This is a genomic window from Microbulbifer sp. SE14 (assembly GCF_059834885.1).
Genome location: NZ_JCBAJA010000005.1, coordinates 164,843 through 180,360, shown reverse-complemented (window position 1 = coordinate 180,360; position 15,518 = coordinate 164,843). Strand labels below are relative to the sequence as shown.

At 60.2% G+C, this 15,518-nt stretch carries 11 protein-coding genes; 5 read left to right on the top strand and 6 right to left on the bottom strand.

Annotated features, from left to right (window positions below; genetic code table 11):
• Nucleotides 1-345 precede the first annotated feature (345 nt).
• From pepN to AC6R19_RS05770, 5 genes are all read right to left on the bottom strand, one after another.
• Nucleotides 346-3,018: an aminopeptidase N gene (pepN, locus tag AC6R19_RS05790; protein WP_500578773.1), complete on the bottom strand. Its 2,673-nt coding sequence runs from the start codon at nucleotides 3,016-3,018 to the stop codon at nucleotides 346-348.
• 263 nt (nucleotides 3,019-3,281) lie between these two features.
• A complete protein-coding gene (locus AC6R19_RS05785) occupies nucleotides 3,282-4,550 on the bottom strand; it encodes a hypothetical protein (protein WP_500578772.1) in 1,269 nt (422 codons plus the stop codon).
• Nucleotides 4,507-4,773 carry a hypothetical protein gene (locus tag AC6R19_RS05780; protein WP_500578770.1) on the bottom strand — a complete coding sequence of 89 codons (267 nt, stop codon included), beginning with the start codon at nucleotides 4,771-4,773 and terminating at the stop codon, nucleotides 4,507-4,509. Before AC6R19_RS05780 ends, AC6R19_RS05785 begins: the two co-directional genes overlap by 44 nt.
• A gap of 362 nt (nucleotides 4,774-5,135) precedes the next feature.
• Nucleotides 5,136-5,711 carry a phosphoribosyltransferase gene (locus AC6R19_RS05775; protein WP_500578769.1) on the bottom strand — a complete coding sequence of 192 codons (576 nt, stop codon included), beginning with the start codon at nucleotides 5,709-5,711 and terminating at the stop codon, nucleotides 5,136-5,138.
• A 14-nt stretch (nucleotides 5,712-5,725) separates the two neighbouring features.
• Nucleotides 5,726-7,078: an NCS2 family permease gene (locus tag AC6R19_RS05770; protein ID WP_500578767.1), complete on the bottom strand. Its 1,353-nt coding sequence runs from the start codon at nucleotides 7,076-7,078 to the stop codon at nucleotides 5,726-5,728.
• Between the two features lie 465 nt (nucleotides 7,079-7,543).
• On the opposite strand from AC6R19_RS05770, the gene AC6R19_RS05765 reads away from it, so the two are divergent.
• The 4 genes from AC6R19_RS05765 (at nucleotide 7,544) to gst (ending at nucleotide 13,558) form a co-directional block, all read left to right on the top strand.
• Nucleotides 7,544-8,695 carry a helix-turn-helix domain-containing protein gene (locus AC6R19_RS05765; RefSeq protein WP_500578766.1) on the top strand — a complete coding sequence of 384 codons (1,152 nt, stop codon included), beginning with the start codon at nucleotides 7,544-7,546 and terminating at the stop codon, nucleotides 8,693-8,695.
• Between the two features lie 318 nt (nucleotides 8,696-9,013).
• Entirely contained in the window at nucleotides 9,014-12,142 is a 3,129-nt protein-coding gene (locus AC6R19_RS05760; protein ID WP_500578765.1) for a chitobiase/beta-hexosaminidase C-terminal domain-containing protein, read from the top strand.
• Between the two features lie 202 nt (nucleotides 12,143-12,344).
• On the top strand, nucleotides 12,345-12,806 hold the full coding sequence (locus AC6R19_RS05755) for a cupin domain-containing protein (protein WP_500578764.1): 462 nt from the start codon (nucleotides 12,345-12,347) through the stop codon (nucleotides 12,804-12,806).
• Between the two features lie 59 nt (nucleotides 12,807-12,865).
• Entirely contained in the window at nucleotides 12,866-13,558 is a 693-nt protein-coding gene (gst, locus tag AC6R19_RS05750) for a glutathione transferase, Atu5508 family (RefSeq protein ID WP_500578762.1), read from the top strand.
• A 154-nt stretch (nucleotides 13,559-13,712) separates the two neighbouring features.
• Here the strand turns inward: gst and AC6R19_RS05745 are convergent, their stop codons facing one another.
• Nucleotides 13,713-14,918, bottom strand: a complete 1,206-nt coding sequence (locus tag AC6R19_RS05745) for an APC family permease (RefSeq protein WP_500578761.1) — start codon at nucleotides 14,916-14,918, stop codon at nucleotides 13,713-13,715.
• Between the two features lie 148 nt (nucleotides 14,919-15,066).
• Here AC6R19_RS05745 and AC6R19_RS05740 point away from each other — a divergent pair, with 148 nt between their 5' ends.
• Nucleotides 15,067-15,483 (top strand): VOC family protein, encoded by a 417-nt coding sequence (locus AC6R19_RS05740; RefSeq protein ID WP_500578759.1) that lies wholly within the window; start codon nucleotides 15,067-15,069, stop codon nucleotides 15,481-15,483.
• The last annotated feature ends 35 nt before the right edge of the window (nucleotides 15,484-15,518 follow it).

Genomic DNA, 15,518 nt, shown 5'->3' with positions numbered 1-15,518 from the left:
GCGTGGAATGCGAAATCCGCCAGCGGTATCCGCTGGCGCCTGGCGGGTCCCATAGAATCACGGAACCCTGCGGCTGCATATTGGCCAAGAGCCGGGTAGAGCCAATACAGCGGCGAACCCTTCTATTGACCGCCTTGGGGGTGGGTTTGGATGCAGTGGGAATGAAAAATAAAAAGACAGGTGGGCAATGGTGGTCGTCGGTGCGCCCGGAGTTTGGGAGTGCCAGGTTGCCCCGGCTCGAAGGCCGCTGTGTCCGCGGGAAAATGAAGGCAATAAAAAGGCCCCGCAGGGCCTTTTGAAAATTTGCTGTCGTCATCCCGGGCGAGCCCGGGATGACGAGGGGGCTTAGCCCTTGCGGCTACCGCTCAGCAGCGCAGCCATATTCAGGCAGCGCCGGTTTTCAAAGCGGCGGTTCTTCAAGGCCTTCTCCAGCAGCGGGTTCAGTTGCTTGCCGCTGTCGAGGATTTCGCCCAGCTGCTGCACGCCCTTGTCGCTGCAGTTCAGCGGGAAGAGTTTCGCATAGGTGCCGACGTATTCCGGCGCATCGCTGGCGTTCACGGCATCCAGCGCAGAGACGATGCGCTCCACATTGGCTTCAAAGTGCTCACCCTGCTCGGTTGGGAACAGCGAGTATGCCGCGTATTTCAACTGGCTCAGCTTGAAATTGTCGCGGTGCTGGAGGATGTTCTCCAGCCACTTGGTCTTGCTCTCGGCCAGCGGCCGTATGGCTTCTGCGGCGATGGCGTTGAGCTGGGAGCGGTCGGAGTTGTCCTTCGCCAGTTCGCGCTCGATGGCCTGTTCGTAGTCGCCGTACAGGTGCTGGTTCTGCAGCGCGATCAGGTCCCAGCGCATATCCGGGTCCAGGGTCAGGCCGCCGATGGCCTGTTCGCCCTGCAGCAATTGCCTGGCGTTGGCCAGGGCCGCGTCGGAGTGGGCCACACCGGTGAAGGTTTCGAACCAGGTCTTCTGGGCATCGCTGCCGGCCTCGGCCCGCTGCAGCTGGTCCCAGACGAAGTTTTCGATCGCCAGTTGCAGCCGGTCGCGCTCGGCAGCGTCGATGGCAACCTGGTTCAGGTAGCCGTAGGCGTATCCCAGGTGGCGGGACACCAGGCGCACCACATTGATATCGCGCTCGCTGCCGGCGTTGGCGAGTGCGAAGCTCACATACTCGTCCAGCGGCAGCTTGGCGTCGTAGACGCTGTCGTAGAGGCTCTGCCACAGCATCAGGCGGGTGAAGGGCTTCTCGATAGCGTTGATGTGCTTCGACATACTCTCGACGGATACCGGGTCCAGGTTCACCTTGGCGAAGGCCCAGTCGCCCTCGTTGGGGTAGAGGATCTGCGGGCACGGCTGGCCGACGGCCTCGGCGACTTCGGTTTTCTCCCCCTTGTACAGCACCGGGATCGCCCTGCTCAGCACCATGCTGCCGTCTTTCATGTTGTAGAAGCCGATCTGGGTGCGCTGCTCGCGCAGGGTCGGGTACTCCTTTGGCGCGGACTGGGTCAGGGTCAGGCTGGTGACCTCGCCCTTGTCACACTGGAAGCTGGCCTCGATGGTGTTCAGGCCGGCCCGGTAGAGCCACTGCTGCTGCCACTGGTCCAGGTCCCTGCCGGCGGCCACACCCAGGTGGCCCATGAAGTCGTCCAGGGTGGAGTTTTTGTAGGACAGGTCCTTCAGGTAGTTGCTCACGCCCTTGCGGAACTCTTCCCTGCCCAGGTAGAAGGGCAGCTGTTTCAGAATGGAACCGCCCTTGCCGTAGGTGATGCCGTCGAAGTTGGCGAAGGCCTCGTCGGTGTTCTTCACTGGCAGCTGGATCGCGTGGGTGGTGGGCAGCAGATCGGAGTGGTAGGCCCACTGCTTGGTGCCCAGGTAGAAGTTCTCCCAGGTGTTGGTGAACTCGCTGTTCTCGGCCAGGGACAGGTTGGCCATGTAGGTGGCGAAGCTCTCGTTCAGCCACAGGTCGTCCCACCAGTTCATGGTCACCAGGTCGCCGAACCACATGTGCGCCATCTCGTGGGCGATCACATTGGCCAGGCGCATGCGCTGGGCCTGGGTCTTCTCGCCGCGGGAGACATAGGCCTCGTTGAAGGTGACCGCGGCCACGTTTTCCATGGCGCCGGCATTGAAGTCGGGCACGATCACCTGGTCGTACTTCACGAACGGATAATCCACCTCGAAGTACGGCTGGAAGAACTCGAAAGACTGCTTGGTAAAGGTGAACCAGTCTTCCGGTTTCACGTACTGCGCCAGTGTCTGGCGAGCCATCAGGCGCAGCGGAATGCCGTCGGCATCGTCTTCCCACACGTGGAAGGGGCCGGCGTGCAGGGAGAAGATATAGGAAGAGAATTTCTTCGACTGCGGGAAGTGCCAGTGATTCACCTCGCCGTCTTTCTCGATCTTGTCCTCGCGCACGGAACTGACGATGGTCCAGTCTTTCGGCGCGGTTACATTCAGGGTGTAGTGCGCCTTCAGGTTCGGCTGGTCGAAGTGCGGGAAGAGGCGGTTGGCATCGTAGGGTTCGAAGTCGGTGTACATATAGACGTTGCCGTCTTCCGGGTCTTCGAAGCGGTGCAGGCCGGAACCGTCGGTGGAGTAGGGGTGCCGATAGTGCACCGCAATCGCGTGCGCGTTGCCCGGAAGCTGCTCCGGCTGAATGGTGATGAAGTGGCCGTTGTACTCGAAGGGCACTTCCGCGCCGTCGACGCTGACGGAATCCACGCTGCCGCCGGCGAAATCGATGGTCAGTGGCTGCTTGAGCACACCGTTGAACTTGGTGTTTGCGATCACCTGGCCGGAAAAGCTCTCGCCGCTCTTGTCGAGGGTAACGGACAGCTGGTAGTTCACTTCCGCAACCTGCTGCTTGCGCAGCTTGGCGTAGGTCTCGGACAGCCCGGGCGCCTCGGCGCGGACTGCGGCCGCAGAGGTTTCACTGACTGCCTGGTTACTGGATTCCTGGCCACATGCGGCCAGGACGGCACTGCACAGCAGCGTCGCGGCGAATTTTCCGGTTCTGATCATGGTTACCCCCGCAGGATTGTCGTGAGCCCGGGTCTGGCCGGGATCTGTCTTTTGGAAAAGCAATCGTGCCTTATAACACGATGAAGGGGGGCTGGTAGGCACTTCGTCGTGCTCAGGAGGCGGGTTATCGCGGGCCAGTTGATGTTGCTGGCATATCCCGCAGGGCGGGATATTTGTCTGTTTGTGGCGGTTTTTGCGGGTAAGAGTTCTGTCCCGCTGAGGCTTATCAATCGCCGACGGACAGGTATAGGTCTACGGCTTACCTACGCCGAGTGTTCCGTTGAAACTGGTTGCGGTGACAGCTTCAGTACTTCGCCCGGCGGGTAGCTGTTGGGCAGCGGGCGAGGCTTGATACGCTCGTCGATAAAGGCTGCCACGTCTTCGGAGTTGGCTCGGTGGTCGTCATCCCGGCTTTTGCCCTCTTCCAGATATCCGCGCCCGCTCCACATATAGAGCACGTGCTTGGCCTCTTTTATCTGTTCGGGTGTGCATATAAAGACGGGCTTGTCGCTGGCGCCGGGCTGGGCCTGTACCTGGGTGCGCCGGGATGCCGCCTCGGGATTCAGGTCCAGGATCAGGGAATCCATAATCTGGTGCATCAGGGTGAGAAAGTTATCTCTTGGCACTCGCTGTTCAATACGATAGGCGTTGCCGGCATTTCGTGCCGAGCGTTTAATGACAAAACGACAGCTCAGATAGTGTTTATCACCTATTGCGGTATTCCAGGCGATCATTTCAGCATCGCTGACCAAGGGCTGACTTTCGAAGTAGAACCAATCGGCCTCGCCCCGTTTAGCCCATTGACAATTAAGTGGTCCCAGGTAGGAAGGCCAACGATAGGGAGTAAAGTCCATTGGATCTTCCGAATGTCCTTTGTGAAGATCCTGCAGTTCGGTTAAGTCGAATGCACGATACACTTCCCGGGCCAATACGCGATTATCAAACAGGCTTTCGTTGACAGGAAGATCATTTACAGCATTTACATCAACCAGGAGATTCATGTGGCCGCAGTAGCCTTGTAGTATCGGGATACCACTGAATCCCCAGCGTGTAGAGTAGACACGGAGAACTTGCAACTCATCAAATTGGTGCCGCTCACCGGATTTGCGTACCCAGCTAAGCGACCGATATTGTGAGTCGTCAAAAATATCTTGAGACGCAGGTTCTGTCTCCCAGTCCTCGATTGCTGAAAGGGGGGCGGAGTGGGGTGGCGCCAGGAAGTGCAATTTGGAACCGGAAAGGTCGTCGCTGTAACCATTGATGCCGACTTTGATGGGCTTGCCCTCGTCCCCAGGTAATTCTGCATCACCCCGAATTGTGGGGGCCGGCTCCTCGGCAGTAATCCACTGACCACGCTCTTCCTGAAAGTTAGTCCGCCACAAGGCGGCCCGCTTAACTTTGTTTTTTGTTTGAGATGTAAGACGGATGTCTACTATTGTCACATCAGTCTGCGGTCCGCCGTAATAGCTGTTGAGTTCATACTCGATTTCAAAGCCGGAAAAGACGATGCAGTCGGCGACTGGGGTTGCCATCTTTCATGAAGGAATTTACTGGAGAAGTGCAGCCGCGAAGACCGTCAACGGCTTTGGTAATGGCCTGAGCATGATAGGCCTCGCTGCTGGATGTCTGGCTGAGCGGTTTGAAGCCATCGAGCAGCTGTTGATGCTGCGTATTGACAAGCAATGTTCGGCCATTGCCGCTTTTTCCGTAGGGCTTGAGACCGGAGTAGCTGGCGGGTGCAGGTGCGTTGTTCATTGACTGATCCTTATCAAAAATTCCGTGAAGTAACTCAATCCAAACGATACGGCTGCGGATTTCCTACCTGTCGCGCATGAAATCTGGCGAAGGTTGGTGCGCTCACTGACCGATGCGTCTAATTCGAAAGTATTTGATTTTCTCTGGAGGTAATGCTGCTTATCTAAGTGAACTTTCCCATGGACTTCAAGTGCAAAAAAGTAGGGTCGGAGTGGATTTCTGTATCGGCGCAGGGCCGTAGAGTTTCGATTTTCTGTTGACGGAATATCGCCCAGGATACTGATTGTGCAGTCGGGCTGAGGAGAAGGGGGTAGAGGTGGGCGGCCGGGGGCGCTTTGAGACGCCCCCGTCGGGTTGAGCAATCAAACCGCCGTAGCAATCCGATCCAGATAGGGCTCAAGCTCCGGCTTGTACTCCAGGATCTCCTCCCGCGACAGGCCGTCGATCTCGTGCGGGAATACCAGCCACTCGTTGGACTTGTGGATGTAGTAATCCGGCTCGCGCTCGGTTTTGTTGTTGGCCGGCTTGTAGTAGGGCGTCGCCACGCGGATTTCCGGGGTGTTCTTCTTGCAGGCCTTGTGCAGGTCCTTGATGGTCTGGTCGATGCTGAGGCCGGAGTCGTGTACGTCGTCGACGATCAGCAGGTTGTCGTGGGATTCCAGGCGCTTGATCAGGTAGGTCAGGCCGTGCACGCGCACGTGCTTGTCGCGCTGGCCGATGCCGGTATAGGAGGAGGTGCGGATGGCGATATGGTCCGCGTCCACGCCCATCACATGCAGCAGTTCCTGCACCGCGATACCCACCGGCGCGCCGCCGCGCCAGACGCCGACGATATAGTTGGGGCGAAAGCCGCTCAGGAAGACTTTTTCCGCCAGCGCGTAGGAGTCCGCCAGCAGTTGCTGCGCGCTGATAAAGTGTTTTTTCACGTTGGTAGCCATAAAGAGGGGACCCTTCAGAAAAACATGAACTTGGCAATAAACAGTGCCGCCAACAGGTAAACGCTGATGCTGACATCCCGGCTGCGTCCGCTCAATGCCTTGATGGCGGCGTAGGCGATAAAGCCGAGTGCGATGCCGTTGGCAATGGAGAAGGACAGCGGCATCATCACTGCCGCCACCACCGCAGGTGCGGCCTCGGTGATGTCGTCCCAGTCAATGGAAGACAGTCCGGAAGTCATCAGCACCGCCACATACATCAGTGCGCCGGCGGTCGCGCAGCCGGGCACCATCCCCACCAGTGGCGAAAAGAACAGGGCCAGCAGGAACAGGCCTGCACATACTACTGCCGTCAGGCCAGTGCGGCCACCGGCGGCAACCCCCGCGGTGCTCTCGACATAGGTGGTGGTGGTCGAGGAGCCCAGCAGGGAGCCGACCGCCGAGGCGGAACTGTCGGCCATCAGCGCCTTGCCCATGCCGGGCAGTTTGCCTTCTTTGTCCAACAGCTTTGCGCGGTCCGCGGTGCTCAACAGGGTGCCGGCGGTATCGAACAGGTCCACAAACAGGAAGGCGAAGATCACGCTGATCATGCCCACCTCAAGGGCACCGGCGACATCCAGCTGCAGGAAAGTCGGGGCCATACTGGGCGGTGCGGAGACCAGGCCGGCGTATTCCACCTTGCCCATCAGCAGCGCCACTGCGGTGACCGCGAGAATGCCGATCATCACCGCACCCAGCACTCGCCGGTAGGCAAGCGCGGCGATCAGGAAAAAGCTCGACGCCGCGAGCAGGGCATCGCTGGAAGTGAGGTCTCCCAGTGTCACCAGCGTGGCCGGGCTGGCCGTCACAATGCCCGCGCTCTTCAGCGCAATGATCGCGAGGAACAGGCCCACGCCCGCCGCCAGCGCCTGGCGCAGCGACATGGGAATGCTGTCGATGATCCATTCGCGCACCCTGAAGATGCTGAGCAGCAGGAACATCACCCCGGAAATAAACACCGCACCGAGGGCCACCTGCCAGCTGTACCCCATCTCGCCAACGACCACGTAGCTGAAAAACGCATTCAGCCCCATGCCCGGCGCCAGCGCGAAGGGATAGTTGGCGTAGAGCCCCATGATCAGGCAGCCGATTGCCGCCGCCAGGCAGGTCGCCGTGAACACTGCCCCCTTGTCCATCCCGGCCGCGGCCATGATGTTCGGGTTCACGAAGATGATGTAGGCCATCGTCAGGAAGGTGGTCACCCCGGCGATCACTTCCCGGCGCACACTGGTGTCGCGCTCCGACAGCTTGAACAGCCGCTCCAGCAGCGAGGGACTCTCAATCGATGAGGGGGCGGCCGAGGCGCTTGCCGATGGATTGATGTCAGTCATGTTCGCACCCAGTTTCAGAAATTGAGGGCCAGAAGGGATACTTGACCAATAGGTTAACATTTTGCCCGTCGGAACCGATACCGAAGGTGCCGTCCTCGATGCCTGTGTACAGGCTCTTTGGCCGGCCCCGGCGGGCGCCGACATCCCACTTCAGCCGGGAGGGGCTGCGGACAGGCGCTATCGGTAGCTGGTTAAAAAATGAGCGCGGAATTTACCGGATCGGGAGATGGTTTTCCACTTTTCAGTCCCCGAATGGGTGACCCGGCAGGCATAAGTGCAACTTTGATCCTGCAATGGCGCTATTCCGGGAAAGATTTTTCACGTCCGGGGATTGCCTGCACGAAGGGTCGGATTGCCCGGAAGCCATTGTACAAACGCGTCTCGAAAGGCAAAGTGCCGCAATGCGCATTAGCCGACGGCGCAAGCACTGTCGCCGGACTCATAACAATAACCATCGGTGCCGCTGTGGACATCCTGCTGCTGAGCTTCAACGACGTTCCGCTGCTGCTGGTGATTTTCCAGTGCCTGGCATTCGCCGTGCTGTCACTGGTGGTCGGCAGCGGCCCTCCCCGCGCCAACCTCTTCCTGGCCCTGTTTCTGTTCGCGGTGGGCACCGATGCCCTGGACACCCTGCTGTACTGGAGCCCCAGTATCAAGGCGCATTTCTTCAGCGATTCGGTGCACGTCTTTTTTGTGCTCAAGGCCAGTGTCTACCTGGCGGCGCCGGCGCTCTATTTTTACGTCAAGGCCGTGATCCACAGCGATTACCGCTTCACCCGGCGCGAGGCCCTGCATTTCTTGCCGCTGGCGATCTGGCCGTTCTACCTGCAGTTACTCTATGCCGGCTATGGACCGGAGCAGCTGCGGGCCAGCACCCGCGACTACGCACTGCTGTTCAATAACCCTGTGTTCCAGCTGCACATCTGGGCCCGCAACCTGCTCTACGTGGGCTACTGCCTGGCGAGCTTCCTGTTGCTGGCGCGCCACAAGGAGCGCCTGAAAGAGAACTACTCCAACCTGGAGCGCATTGATACAACCTGGCTCAAGCTGCTGGTGAGCGGCTTTCTGGCCATCTGGGCCTGGGTGTTCATGGGCTACCTGCTCAACCTGGCCCGGGCGCCGGCCTGGCTCGGCGACCGGCTGGGCGTCATCGGCAATTTCCTGAATTTTGTATTCGTCAACGCACTGGTGTTCTACAGCCTGGCCAAATCCCATGTGGTCGGTGGACTGCCGACCGAAACCGCCCGCGCCGAGCGCGAGGAGTCGCCGGACCAGTTCGCCATCAGCCGGCTGCAACAGGCCATGGAACAGGATGAGTGCTTTCTGGATCCGGAGCTGACCCTCGAGCAGCTGGCCGAGCACACAGGCCTGTCGGCGCGCAAGATCTCGGCCACCCTGAACCGGCATTTCGGGCAGAACTTCTTCGACTTCGTCAATCACTATCGCATCGAGCGGGCCAAGCGGATTCTCGCTGCCTCCGGTGGCCGCGCGAGTACTCTGGAAGTGATGGCGGATGCGGGGTTCAACAGCAAGTCCACCTTCTACCGCGCTTTCAAGAAACAGCTCAAGCAGACGCCCTCCGAATTCTGCAAGGCCGCCGGGGTGCGCACGGCTTGAATTGCGTATCGGGCCGGGGCCAGCTTCAGGGCGCCCCGGCCCCGGCCTTCTGCCTCCCGCGCAGTTTTTCCGGTTCCCGCATCCGCCGCTTTGCGCTGCGGTTTCCCCCTTATGAATCAAGCAGTTGCACTCCCTGTCCCAGCAACCGCACGCCCCGCGACAGCTATTGAGACTCCCAAAATACGCCGTGTCGTATATCGGGGCGACGCGGCAGCGACCGGGCGACTAGCATCAACGCGCGATCCGCCAGGGGGAGTGGTTGTCCCGGCGGCTCAGGAATAACGCCAATAACACAGACTGAGTAAAGAGAGACCTGCGATGAAACACTCCATATTTAGAAGGTGCCTCGGGTACCTGCTGGCACTGGTCGTGAGCCTGCCGTTGATGCAGGCCCGGGCCCAGGCCGATTTTTCCCACGGCGTCAACTTCGACGGTTCCCTGGCGACCCTGTGGTTCGAGTCCCACGTCAATACCAGCTGGGCGGACGCCCACTACGATGCCGGCACCGGCCAGCAAAACCTGCGCATGAGCTACAACAGCGCCAGCGGCCGGCACGAAGCCGGCTTTGCCGCCGAGTCGGGCACCCTGGTCAACTACTCGTTCACCTACACCAAGGACGGCCTGGCCTACGATTCGGCGCAGTACAGCGCCACCGTCGGCGACGGTAGCGGGGACGACCTGCAGGCGGCCGCGCCGACATTCGATCCGCCGGGCGGCGCCTACGCCGCAGGCCAGACCATCGCCATCGGCAGTACCACTGACGGCGCCGCCATTCACTACACCACCGACGGCTCCACGCCCTCCGCCGCCAGCCCGCTGTACAGCGCGCCCCTGACCGTGTTCGAGGGCACCCTGAAGGCCGTGGCGATCAAGGACGGCCTGCTCGAGTCCGCCGTCGCCAGCGCTGACTACAGCCTGGCCAGCGGCGATTTCAGTCACGGGGTCTCCGACAACGGCAGCAGCGCCGCCCTGTGGTTCCAGCCCGCCGGCTCCAGCGCCTGGGTGGACGCCCACTACACCGTCAACGACGGCGGCCAGCAGAATGTGCGCATGAGCTACGACAGTGTCACCGGCCGCCACCAGCACCTTTTCAGCGTTCCCGCCGGGAGCCCGCTGACGGTGGATTACTCCTTCACCTACATGACAGACGCCGGTGCCAGGGACTCCGTTGCTTTCACCTACAGCCGCGACGGGGGCGGACAGGTGGCCGCGCCGGGGTTCTCCCCCACCGGCGGCAGCTACAGCGAGGCACAAAGCGTGAGCATTGCCAGCGCGACCACCGGTGCGACCGTCTACTACACCCTGGATGGCAGCGAGCCCACCCGAAGCGCCAGTCTCTACAGCGGCCCCATCCATATCGACGAAGACACCAAGCTCCGGGCCTTTGCCGTCAAGGACGGCCTGGCCGATTCCCCCCTCGCCAGCGCCGACTACCTCATCGATGCCAGTGGCGGCGACGAGTTCACCAAGGGCGTTTCCCAACTGGGCGCCACCGCGACGGTATGGTTCCGCAACAGCTACCCCGGTTCCTTCGTCGACCTGCACCACAGCATCACCCAGGACGGCAACACCAGTGCCCAGGAAAACGTCGGCATGAGCTTCAACGACGCCCTGGATCGCTGGGAATACACCCTGGAAACACCGAGCAGTGGCACCCTGAATTACAGCTTCACCTACCCCACCGATATCGGCAACAGGGACTCGAGCTGGTTTGCCCATCAACTCGACGGTACCTGTGAGCTGGCGGCGCCGACCTTCTCGCCGGTCGGGGGGCGCTACGCCAGCACCCAGAATGTCTCCCTGGGCACTGCCGAGAGCGGCGCGGCGATTCACTACACCACCGACGGTTCGGCGCCCACCACATTGTCGCCGGTGTACCTGGGCAGTCCCATCGAAGTGACCAGCGCCGCCACGATAAACGCCATCGCCGTGTTGGGCGACGGCCGGGAATCCTGCCTCGGCAGCGAGTCCTACGTGATCGAAGATGGCTCCACCGAAGTGGCCCCCCCGACCTTCTCACACGGCGGCGGCAGCTACGATCACATCATCCGCGTGTCCATGCTGACGCAGACCACCGGTGCCTATATCCACTACACCACCGACGGCAGCACGCCCACGACCGATTCCCGTGTGTTCACCGCGCCGGTGGAAGTGCGGATTGACCCCGAGCACATGCCGGACGGCACCGCGACCGTCAAGGCGGTGGCGATCAAGGACGGCGTCAGTTCCGAAGCAACCGAAGCGCGCTACACAGTCACGCAAAACGTGAAATCCGAATGGGATGGTTATACCACTTTCAACCTGGTCAACGGCACCGGGGGGGCGTATCCCGACGACCAGGTGTATTGGGCCATCATCGGCAAGGACTGGGACACCGATCAGTTCGTGCATGTGGACAGCAGCGGCAACCTGGTGCCCATGCAGCTGGGCGACAACACGGTGGAGAAAAACGGCGAATACTATGCCGACTACTTCTACACCCTGTCCGAACTCGGCTCGGTGACCATCCCGGCGATCAATTCCGCCCGGCTGATGATCAGCGTGGGTGAGCCCATGTACATCCAGGTCAATGTCGAGGCCGCCACCGGCAAGATCGCCTACGCCGGGGCCAATGTGGACAACCCCACCGATCCCAACCGGGATGTGATCTTCGATTTCGGCGAATTCGCCATAGTGCCGAAAAACCAGCCCTACCAGGGCATCTTCATCAACACCACCCGGGTGGACCACTTCGGCTTCCCGCTGCAGCTGACGGTGGAGGGGCTGGACGGCTTTCGCCAGACCGTGGGCGAGCCGCTGAGCGAAACCCGCGAAGAACTCTTTGCCAAGTTCATCGTCGACACACCGGCGGAGTTCCGGGGACTGGCCCGGGCTCCCTATGCGCCCTGGCGCATCATGGCGCCCGCCCACGCTTCCTTCCAGGTCAGGCCCGACGGAGTCGTGGGCGACCACGCCTATTACCTGGATGACTATATCGACCAGGTCTGGGACAAGTGGCGCAACGAGGATCTGGTCCTGACGCTGGACAACGGTTGGCCCACCTTCACCGCGCGCGTGATCGGCGACGAGCTGGTGTTCGACGACGGCCTCGGCCAGTACAAGATCCACGGCCGGCCCTCCACCTCCGAAGTCCTGCTGGGCAACGGCCTGCTGGACGACCCTTCGGGCACCGTCATCGGCTCGGACGCCTACCACAAGCAGCTGCAACTGCAGGCCCAGGTGGCCGCCGCCATCAACCGCCACGTGGCCCACCTGCAGGGGACGAACTGGCACAAGGTCAACCATTTCTTTCCCGAGGGCAGTGCCGCCAACTGGTACACGAAGTTCTGGCACGACCACGCCCTGAACGGCCTGACCTACGGCTTCTCCTACGACGATATCGGCGGCTACAGCCCGTCCATCTACACCTACTCGCCCGTCTCGGTGACCTACACGATCGGGCGATAAACGCCCGCCCGGCTCGGGGAGAACCTCCTGGCCCGGCTTAGTCGGGCCTTTTTACTGGGTTCGCGAAGACGGAAAACCCTCCGTGTTTCCGTTTCCTCTACCGTCGGGGATCTACAATTTTATTCTGTGCCGATCGATGGATCGGCTTGAGCAGGCTCTCCCGAAGGGGAACAACGATTCCCGAAATGAAATGGAGGTTGATATGAGCGTAAACAACTGGTGCCTGGCCGCCTTGGCGATATTGGCTGCGTCTTCCAATCTGTACGCGGAAGATGTGAAAAGCGAACATGGATATATCGTCGATATAGAAGAAAGGACCGTCTCGAATTCGAACTACCGGGAGGTGCTCTTCACCGGCCCTCGCAGTCAGCTGGTGGTGATGTCCCTGAAACCGGGTGAGGAGATCGGGGAAGAGGTGCACGACGGCATCGATCAATTCCTACGGGTCGAGCAGGGCGAAGCGAAGATCATCCTCGGGGGAAAGGAACATCACATCAAGGACGATGACGCCGTGGTGATACCGGCCGGGGTCCGGCACAACATCATCAATACATCATCCAGTAAAGACCTGAAACTCTACACCATATACAGCCCCCGGGAGCACAAGCCCGGAACCATCCACAAGACCAAGGCAGAGGCAATGGCCGAGCACCACCACGAGTAGCCCGCACCCGACAAATCTCTCAGGCGCTGATCGCTCAGTAAACTCCGAGGAGGAAGACCATGCTGGACTACAGGCTCTACTACTGGGATTTACCGTTTAGGGGCAATTTTATCCAGCTCTTTCTCGAGGACGTGGAAGCGAAATACGAAAAGCACGACGCCACGGATATTTATCCGGAGCGAAGCCTGAAAATCAAAAATCCCGGGATGGCGCCGCCCTATCTCTACGAGTGCAAGAGCAAAACCTATTTCGCACAGATGCCCGCCATACTGATGCACCTGGGCAGGGAATACGACTATCTGCCCAAGCGAGCCGAAACCCACACACTGGCCCTGAAGACAATCCTGGACAGCAACGACATCCTGATGGAAATCACCAACTACAACGGCATGCAGATGTGGGACGAAAAGAGCTGGGATGAATTCCGCTACAACCGCCTGCCGGACTGGATGAAGATCTTTGAAAAAACCGGGCTGGAGCACGGCCTCAAGGGTGAGAAGGGTTTCCTGCTCGGCTCCACCATTTCCGTGGCCGATATCGCCACGGCGGCCCTGTTTGGAACGATGATTCATTCCTTCCCGGAACTGGAAGAGGGCCTTCAGGAAAACGCCCCGCATATTGCAGGGCTCTGCAAGAGAGTTGAGGCTCGTCCATCTATCCGCCGCTTTCTCGACAAGCAAAGGCAGGAGTATGGAAACGGCTACTGCGGCGGCCAAATCGAAAGATCTTTGCGCAAGATGATTGAGCAGTGAACCCCATCTCTAAAAATGGCCGTCGTAGGGTGCGCCGCGCGCACCGAACATGAACTGAGGCCACAGCAATGCCCAGCTGGTGCGCACGGCGCACCCTACACTTCTTCGAAACCTGAAAGATTAGCTCCCCTCCCCCGCTTGCGGGGAAGGTGGCTTAAGCCAGTAACTGAAAAGTAATCAGTGCAAAGCACAGCAGGAATCCAACCGCCGGCATCCATAGCGGATAGCTGATCTCGCCCTCCTCCGCCTTCGCCCCGCGTATCTTGATCGCAACCAGGGAAATGTTAACCAGCGAGAAGATCACCAGCATGATAAAGGCGGTGACCTGTGCCAGCACGACAAGCGGCAGCCACAGGGCGAAAACCAGGATAATCGCCCCCACCAGCAGTGTGGTAACCACCGGGGTCCGGGTCCTGGCGCTGACCCGGACAAAGGCCCGCGGGGCCATACCCTTCTTTGCAATGCCGTACAGCAGCCTGGACGCCATGATGATCTGCACCAGCGCACCGTTCACCACCGCAAACATACTGATAATGCCGATAAGCGCGGGCGAGTAGCCGGCGTTGCTGACGATGCTTGCCAGCGGCGCTTCGCTCTGTGCCAGTACCTCGACGGAGGTGGTGCGTACCGCCAGGGCGGCGACGGCCATATAGAGCAGTGTCGATACCGCAATCGCAATCAGTATCGCCCGTGGCAGGGTCCTGCGCGGGTCCTTCACCTCCTCGGCGAGGTTGACCATATCCTCGAAGCCGATAAACGCGTAGAACGCCAGGAAGCTGCCCACCAGCAGGCCCGTCCAGGCTTCCCAGTCGGGCAGGGCAAAAATCTGCGGCCATTCATGTACGGCAGTGGCCCCGCGGCTGACGTAGATGACAAACAGCAATCCGCCCACTTCTACCAGCGTGACCAGGGTCACGGTCAACGCGGACTCGTTGATCCCCCAGAGTGCGATCAGGGTCAGCAGTGCAACCAGGGTGGTGATGGCGGGGAAGTCCGGAATCTGGATAAAGAGCCCGAGATAGCCGACGAAGCCATTGGCCATCGTGGCCGCCGATACGATGCCGGTGGTCGCAACCAGGACGGCGACGAGCTGCGCGAGCCAGCGCCGGTGCCAGGCCTCGTGGATATAGGCGGCGGAGCCCGCACTGTGGGGGAATCGCGACGAAAGCTCCGCATAGGAGAAGGCGGTAAACGCCGCGATGACCCCCGCCAGCAGAAACGCATAGGGCAGGAACAGCCCCGCGACGGCGCCCACCTTGCCGACCAGCACATAGATGCCGGCGCCGATAATCGTGCCGATGCCGTAGAAGCTGGTCACGGGCAGGGACAGCGATCGTTTCAGGGCAACGGGATCTGGCACGTAATTCCTCAGATGAATGAATTGTTGGGGGAATCGTTAAATTTTGATGACTTCTTGCTGCTGGCGCGGGATTTTTGAGGATTAATATTGCGCAAAAATCTTACTATGAACCGAAATAATCCAAGGATAGTCATTAGCTGGAGGCAACATGAAGTCCAATTGTCTACACCTTGCGATCCCCGCCGGGGATCTGGAAAAGGCCAAGATCTTCTATTGCGAAGTGCTGGGTTGCAAAACCGGCAACAGCGAGGAGGGGCGCTGGGTCGATATCGATTTCTGGGGCAATGAGCTGACCCTGCACCAGAGCGAGGAGCAATTGCCCAACGTGCGCCATGAGGTCGATATGGGCGCGGTGGCCGTGCCGCATTTCGGGATTCACCTGCCGGATGATGAGTTCCAGGCGCTGAAGCGCCGTATCGAGGCGGCGGGCCTGGAGTACCTGGACAAGCCCTATCGCCGCTTCGTCGGCGACGAGTATGAGCAGGAAACCTTCTTTATCGAGGACCCGAACGGCAATGTGCTGGAGATGAAGTCGATGGTGAATCCGGAGTTGATGTTCAAGTAAGCGCAATTAAAAAAGCCCGGCCGCCTGAACAGGTG

Excerpts from the sequence above, each read along its gene's own strand:
- pepN (WP_500578773.1), bottom strand. The coding sequence starts at position 3,018 with ATGATCAGAACCGGAAAATTCGCCGCGACGCTGCTGTGCAGTGCCGTC.
- AC6R19_RS05785 (WP_500578772.1), bottom strand. The coding sequence starts at position 4,550 with ATGGCAACCCCAGTCGCCGACTGCATCGTCTTTTCCGGCTTTGAAATC.
- AC6R19_RS05780 (WP_500578770.1), bottom strand. The coding sequence starts at position 4,773 with ATGAACAACGCACCTGCACCCGCCAGCTACTCCGGTCTCAAGCCCTAC.
- AC6R19_RS05775 (WP_500578769.1), bottom strand. The coding sequence starts at position 5,711 with ATGGCTACCAACGTGAAAAAACACTTTATCAGCGCGCAGCAACTGCTG.
- AC6R19_RS05770 (WP_500578767.1), bottom strand. The coding sequence starts at position 7,078 with ATGACTGACATCAATCCATCGGCAAGCGCCTCGGCCGCCCCCTCATCG.
- AC6R19_RS05760 (WP_500578765.1), top strand. The coding sequence starts at position 9,014 with ATGAAACACTCCATATTTAGAAGGTGCCTCGGGTACCTGCTGGCACTG.
- AC6R19_RS05755 (WP_500578764.1), top strand. The coding sequence starts at position 12,345 with ATGAGCGTAAACAACTGGTGCCTGGCCGCCTTGGCGATATTGGCTGCG.
- gst (WP_500578762.1), top strand. The coding sequence starts at position 12,866 with ATGCTGGACTACAGGCTCTACTACTGGGATTTACCGTTTAGGGGCAAT.
- AC6R19_RS05740 (WP_500578759.1), top strand. The coding sequence starts at position 15,067 with ATGAAGTCCAATTGTCTACACCTTGCGATCCCCGCCGGGGATCTGGAA.